Source organism: Niabella sp. (genome assembly GCF_030150205.1).
Classification (GTDB): Bacteria; Bacteroidota; Bacteroidia; order Chitinophagales; family Chitinophagaceae; genus Niabella.
This window is the reverse complement of record NZ_JASLGT010000005.1, coordinates 202,498-208,594: the sequence shown is the minus strand read 5'-3', so window position 1 is coordinate 208,594 and position 6,097 is coordinate 202,498. Positions and strand designations below refer to the sequence as shown.

The window sequence follows — 6,097 nt, the reverse complement described above, 5'->3', positions numbered from 1 at the left end:
AGCCCTTTGAAACTGAGCAGCCGAAAGATTCCCGATTTGTTTATAGCGCATCACAAAGGTAAAACCAATTTACCCCAACTTCATATCAAAAACTTTTACACCAATGTGAATTTCGAATTATGAAAGAGGTCTAATGTACCCAAAAGAAGCTTCTTTACAAAATCTTAACCATCAATCTTAATCTAGGTTATTTTCCATCCCTGTTTCCGGTACTAATTTTGTGTTATCAAATCACAAAAAACAAATACAACTATGGCTACATGGACAATGGATCCGATGCATTCGGAAATAGGTTTTAAAGTAAGACACCTGGTAATTTCAAACGTATCCGGGAAATTTACCAGCTTTGAAGGCACTGTTATCGCGGATAACGATGACTTCAGCGATGCGAAAGTATCCTTTAGTGCAGATATTGACAGTATTTCAACCGGCCCTGCACAGCGTGACGAGCATTTGAAATCGGCTGATTTTTTTGATGCGGCCAACCATCCCAAGTTAACATTTGAATCAACATCCATTGCTCCTAAAGGAACGGATGAGTTTGAAATGACCGGAGACCTGACCATCCGCGGAGTGAAAAAAAGCGTTACCCTGAATGTTGAGCTGGGTGGAATCGGACCCAATGCGTATGGCCAAACCGTTGCAGGCTTTGAACTGAATGGCAAGATCAACCGTAAAGATTTTGGACTGACCTGGAGCGCCATGACAGAAACCGGAGGCGTTGTGGTAGGCGATGATGTGAAACTGCACATCAATGCAGAACTGGTAAAACAGGCATAATCCATTCCTGAAATAATTTTCATAAGGCGATCCATCCGGATCGCTTTTTTTATGCCCGTTCTTTTTTGCAGGGAAAGCGGCATATTTGCAGTTCAGATGATCACAAGCTTAAACACCTTTTTAACAGCAATCCGGGTGCAAATCCGGAATCATACCTTGCCGAAGAAAATCACATTGCCCGTTTTATTGTTGCTGGCCGTTTGTTCAGCATTTGGCCAGGACGGTCGTTCATATAAAAACATACAGGGCCGGTATGGCGGTACTTCCGATGGCATTTACCTGTTTGAAGACAGCAGCTTTCTACTATATGGTTATGCCACCATGGTATTTGGGAAATACAACATTGAAAAAGAACTCCTTTCTTTTTATCCGGATAAGCCGGAACAGGTGTTCACTGTATATGCCCGTAATGATAAGACCATCAAGGGCATCCGGCTCGCCTTTGGCGGATTTGAACGCGGCACCACATTGATCCGGTTTGATGAAGCACCGGTAAAACGGGTGTTCAATAAAAATGCCAATTGTTTTTCGGCACCCTTTGTTTACGATACGGCATATCATCCCAAACAGATAGCACTCAGTCATCATCTGGAAGCCCTTTGGCGTTTGCCCGAAACTAAAAAAGAGCCCGGTTCTTTCCGGTTCCCGGTAACCCACAACGATTATATCCTGGTTTATCATCAGCCAGACCGGTATCACGATCCGTTTAAAGGGCGTATCCTTACGAAAGAAGGGATCCTGCTGCTGGAGACCACGCTCACAAGCCGGCAATTCGAAAAACAGGAAGAAGCACCGGATAACCTGGAGGAGGTGACACAATTGAAAACAGCATATGAACAATCCCGAAGGAACGAAACCGTTATTATGTATACCAATGACCGGTACCGCCCGTTTGAGGAACCGGATACCGCAGACTACACATATGATGGCGCTTCAAACCAATATATCAGCAAAGAAGTATTTGACAAAAAGAAAGATTATACGCTGTATAAAAGCGAGGACTATAATGCCGACCTGGTATTGAGAAAATATACCCGGATAAAACTTGAAGCGATCGAAAAGATACATAATGCAGAAAAGACGGACCCGCATTCTTTATTTTACACTACCTGCGAAGAACCGGAAAAGTCCTATAAATACAACAACATAAAGGAAACGGCCATTGATGATAAAGTAGCACCAGTTCCCACTCTTGCAGCCCCGGTACCTGTAGACGGAGCTTTGAAAATACCGCACAAAAAAAATGAGGACAATAAAAGAAGAAATTAACCGGGTATACAGTGATTATTCTGACATGAATGATAATGCTTTTGTAAACGATTTTTATTGGAGCGATAAGAGCATAAAACAGCAGGCAGCACATGGCTATCCGGTAACAGGGCTGCAGAGAGGACTACAGTAACATACGAGGGATATCGCCCCTTGTGCATCTTTGCGCCTTAGAGTCTTTGTGGCTATAGCAACTGTTAATACTTTGCTGCTTTACTGGGAATGGACGCCCTGATAAACGCCCGGATCTGTTCGGTGCTTGTTTTCAGATCTTCCTTGCGCAGGTACATCATATGCCCGCTACGGAATCCTGCCCATTGAATCCGGTCTTTTAACCGGCCGGAAGGATCCATCTGCCAAAGGTTGTACTTGGCGTTAAAATAATCGCAGGCACCATCGTAATAACCGGATTGCACCAGCAGGTGCAGATAAGGGTTGGCAGACATCGCGCTGCGCAGGTTCTCTCCGGTACGGTCATTATTATTATCCCAGGGCCATACAGATCCAAACACGTTATACGGATAATCCGTTTTATAGTTCAGTTCATTCCGCAGGTACATATTAACCGGCGGTGTAAAGGCATGCAGCCAGGCCGTGAGCTCTGCATTAAAATCGGGCCGTTCCCCGCCATCCCGTTTATCAATGCCTTTGTAACGCGAATCCAGCCGGCCGATGGTAAATCCTTCATTGCGTAGCAACTCCTTCCAGAACAGGTTTGCAGAAATGTCGAGGTTATTCTGCAGGATCACCTGCTGCGACAAACCGGAGTAAGCGGCCATCTTTTCCGCAATGGATCTTTTGGCAGCTTCTTCCAGCAGGCTGCCTTTATTTAATGCGGGCAGCAATTGGTTCATGGTAAAATCTTCTACTTCCGGCAAAAAAGCCTCCAGTTCTTTTTGCTGAAAGGTTGCTGCCAGTTTTTTATGATACCAGGCTGTTGCAGCAAAGTACGGCAGGCGCAATGCCGCATCGGTTGCCGTTCCCCGTTCAATGCCCAGGGTGGTGGGCGACACCAGGATCACCCCGTTCAGGTACATCCAGTGTGCCTGCTGTAATTCCAGTGCCAACCCCGAAACCCGTGTGGTACCATAGCTCTCACCGATCAGGTATTTGGGCGATCCCCAGCGATCATAGCGGGTTACGAAGGTGTTGATCCAGTCTGCCAGGTATTTAATATCTGCATTTACACCAAAGAATTTCGTCTTGGGTACATCTTTACCTACAATCCGCGAATAGCCGGTATTTACCGGATCCACATATACAATATCCGCCACATCCAGTATTGAATAGGGGTTTTCTTTATAACCGTAAGGCTGTACCGGGTACCCTTCATCATCGATGTTCAGCAGCACTGGGCCGGTATAGCCGATATGCATCCAAACAGAAGCAGAGCCTGGGCCGCCGTTAAATGAAATGACCAGTGGCCGTCCGCCTTTAGCAGCATCGGTCCGTTCATAGTAGGTATAAAATAAACCGGCAATGGCCTTTCCATCCTCATCCCAAACCGGCAGGGTTCCTGCAATGGCCTTATAGGCAACTTTCTGCCCTTTAATGGTAACCGTATGGTTCGTGGTTACTACAGCGTCCGGGTTAAAGCTCAGATCCGGTGAGGTATTTTTCCGCGCATCTGCCGCGGTTTCCTGCTTAACAGGCGCCGCTGCCGGCTTTGGAGCCTGGGCGGCAGTATGGAAAACGACAAGCGTTGCAGCAAAGCAGCAGAGAATAAGTTTATTCATGATCAATATTTATCGCAAAGAATGGATCAAACCTACTGATTTTTTTTAAAGGCTGGCCCATCTATTGTATCAGTGGTGCGTACAAAACCAGGCACCTTTAAAGCAGCCTGCGGAGGAAAAAAGGCAATCCGTGAAAATGGTCCACATGATCCGGAGCCGAATTTCCCGCAAAACCCAGTACGGTAAAATTCCCCTTGCCGGCCTCGCTGATCTGCTGCATTCCTCCCGGGCCTCCTTTTAAAACGGGGACCGCCTTTAACTGCAGCTGTTGCAGCAGATAGCCGGCCGCTTCCGTAGTACTTACAAAGGTGCCGGGAAAAATTTCCGAATGCGTAAACAGCATCCGTTTACCGGTAGCCGGAGATATGGCTTTCCGGGCAAATGCCAAAAAGGGTACAAACCCGGTAGTATCGATCAGCCCGCCCTCCGCCAGCAATTTCCGTTCGGGAATATAGCTGGCGTGCAAACCATCCAGTAACAACACGGTATTTACAGATGCAAATCCATCGGTCTCAGACAAAATACTTCTGATAGCGCCATACCCCGCACTGAATCCGCTCAAAATAATCTTCCGTTGCCGGATCCGGTTTCCCAGATGCTCCTGAACGGTGTTCCAGATGGCTGTTATCAGCTTTTTAAATACCGTATCATTTTGAAAAGGCCGGGCATAGGCGCCGGAGCCGGATCCCAGGTTTACTGAAACGGCAACAAGATTGGTTTTACTTTTTTCAGCGGTACAGGCCGGCACATAATTCATTCCATGAAAGTGGATCAGCAGATCGGCCCAGGCTGCTTTTTTTAACCGTTTGGGAATATATACAAATACCGGTTTAGCTAAAATACTGTCGATCGTATATGTAATGCCCTGCTGCATATCAAAGGAGATGCGCTCATGCCGGCGTACGGTTTCCTGCATAGGTGAGGGGTACTGGGCTTGTGGCGTAGTTGTTTGGGCAGTAACGCTGATGGCGCCTGCTATTAAAAAGGCAACAGGAAGCAATCGTATCCACATAAAGCCATTTTTTACCATCAAGAAGTTAAGCGTCATTAAGTCCTTTCTCAATAGTCCTAACTTCTCAATGGTTCATCCGTTCGATAATATCAAGCGCCGGTTCTTCTTATTTCAGTACGCCCAGCTCTTTTCCCACTTTGGTAAAGGCAGTAATCGCTTTATCCAGGTGCTCCTGTTCGTGGCCGGCACTTAGCTGTACCCGTATCCGCGCCTGTCCTTTGGGTACCACGGGGAAAAAGAAGCCGATCACATAAATACCTTCTTCCAGCAATTGCGCCGCAAAATCGGCCGCCAGTACAGCATCATACAGCATAATCGGCACAATGGGGTGATCGCCCGGTTTGATATCAAAACCCGCTGCCGTCATTTTTTCACGGAAGTACCGGGTATTATATTCCAGCTTATCTCTTAATTCAGTGGAGGATGAAAGCATATCCAGTACCGCAATAGAGCCTCCAACAATTGAGGGTGCCAGGGTATTGCTAAACAGGTAGGGTCTTGACTTCTGACGCAGCATGTCAATGATCTCTTTACGGCCCGAAGTAAATCCACCCGAAGCGCCGCCCAGTGCCTTACCCAATGTGCCGGTAATAATATCGATCTTTCCCATTACACCACGATACTCATGGGTACCCCGCCCGGTCTTCCCTAAAAACCCGGAAGAGTGACACTCATCAATCATAATCACTGCATCGTATTGTTCGGCCAGCGCTACAATTTTATCCAGCTGCGCAATGGTACCATCCATACTGAATGAGCCATCGGTAACAATGATGCGACTGCGGGCTCCGGAAGCTTCTTTCAGTTTTGCTCCCAGGTCTTCCATACTATTGTGCTCGTAGCGGAGGCGCTGCGCTTTGCAGAGCCGCACGCCATCGATAATGCTGGCATGGTTCAGCGCATCGGAAATGATCGCATCCTGGTCACTGAACAGGGGCTCAAAAACACCACCGTTCGCATCAAAAGCCGCCGCATACAAAATGGTATCTTCTGTACCCAGGAAGGCCGATATTTTTTGTTCCAGTTCTTTATGAATATCCTGTGTACCGCAGATAAAGCGTACACTGCTCATGCCATACCCGCGGGCATCAATGGTAGCATGGGCCGCTTTGATCACCTCCGGATGAGACGAAAGTCCCAGGTAATTGTTTGCACAGAAATTGATCACCGTTTTACCATTCACCCGTATTTCTGCACCCTGTTCGCTTTCGATGATGCGTTCTTTTTTATACAAACCGGAAGCTTTGATTTCTTCAACTTCAGCTCCGATCCGTTTTGTAAAATTCTCGTTCATATAAAA

At 46.9% G+C, this 6,097-nt stretch carries 6 protein-coding genes; 3 read left to right on the top strand and 3 right to left on the bottom strand.

Annotated elements, in window-relative coordinates:
• Positions 1-252: 252 nt before the first annotated feature.
• The 3 genes from Q1V85_RS04495 (at position 253) to Q1V85_RS04485 (ending at position 2,182) form a co-directional block, all read left to right on the top strand.
• Positions 253-780, top strand: coding sequence for a YceI family protein (locus Q1V85_RS04495; protein WP_300597879.1), 528 nt, complete (start codon positions 253-255; stop codon positions 778-780).
• A gap of 96 nt (positions 781-876) precedes the next feature.
• Positions 877-2,049, top strand: coding sequence for a hypothetical protein (locus tag Q1V85_RS04490; protein ID WP_300597877.1), 1,173 nt, complete (start codon positions 877-879; stop codon positions 2,047-2,049).
• Positions 2,024-2,182, top strand: a complete 159-nt coding sequence (locus Q1V85_RS04485) for a hypothetical protein (RefSeq protein ID WP_300597875.1) — start codon at positions 2,024-2,026, stop codon at positions 2,180-2,182. The genes Q1V85_RS04490 and Q1V85_RS04485 overlap by 26 nt, the downstream gene beginning before the upstream one ends.
• Before the next feature lie 64 nt (positions 2,183-2,246).
• Here Q1V85_RS04485 and Q1V85_RS04480 read toward each other — a convergent pair whose 3' ends face one another.
• The 3 genes from Q1V85_RS04480 to kbl all read right to left on the bottom strand — a co-directional run bounded on the left by Q1V85_RS04480 (position 2,247) and on the right by kbl (position 6,091).
• Complete coding sequence (locus tag Q1V85_RS04480; protein ID WP_300597873.1) at positions 2,247-3,785, bottom strand: carboxypeptidase; 1,539 nt, start codon at positions 3,783-3,785, stop codon at positions 2,247-2,249.
• Positions 3,786-3,882: 97 nt separating this feature from the next.
• Complete coding sequence (locus Q1V85_RS04475) at positions 3,883-4,797, bottom strand: hypothetical protein (RefSeq protein WP_300597872.1); 915 nt, start codon at positions 4,795-4,797, stop codon at positions 3,883-3,885.
• A 106-nt stretch (positions 4,798-4,903) separates the two neighbouring features.
• Positions 4,904-6,091: a glycine C-acetyltransferase gene (kbl, locus tag Q1V85_RS04470; RefSeq protein ID WP_300597870.1), complete on the bottom strand. Its 1,188-nt coding sequence runs from the start codon at positions 6,089-6,091 to the stop codon at positions 4,904-4,906.
• Positions 6,092-6,097 lie beyond the last annotated feature (6 nt).

What these genes read in the sequence shown, in the direction of transcription:
- Q1V85_RS04495 (WP_300597879.1), top strand. Translation starts at nt 253, where the DNA reads ATGGCTACATGGACAATGGATCCGATGCATTCGGAAATAGGTTTTAAA.
- Q1V85_RS04490 (WP_300597877.1), top strand. Translation starts at nt 877, where the DNA reads ATGATCACAAGCTTAAACACCTTTTTAACAGCAATCCGGGTGCAAATC.
- Q1V85_RS04485 (WP_300597875.1), top strand. Translation starts at nt 2,024, where the DNA reads ATGAGGACAATAAAAGAAGAAATTAACCGGGTATACAGTGATTATTCT.
- Q1V85_RS04480 (WP_300597873.1), bottom strand. Translation starts at nt 3,785, where the DNA reads ATGAATAAACTTATTCTCTGCTGCTTTGCTGCAACGCTTGTCGTTTTC.
- Q1V85_RS04475 (WP_300597872.1), bottom strand. Translation starts at nt 4,797, where the DNA reads ATGTGGATACGATTGCTTCCTGTTGCCTTTTTAATAGCAGGCGCCATC.
- kbl (WP_300597870.1), bottom strand. Translation starts at nt 6,091, where the DNA reads ATGAACGAGAATTTTACAAAACGGATCGGAGCTGAAGTTGAAGAAATC.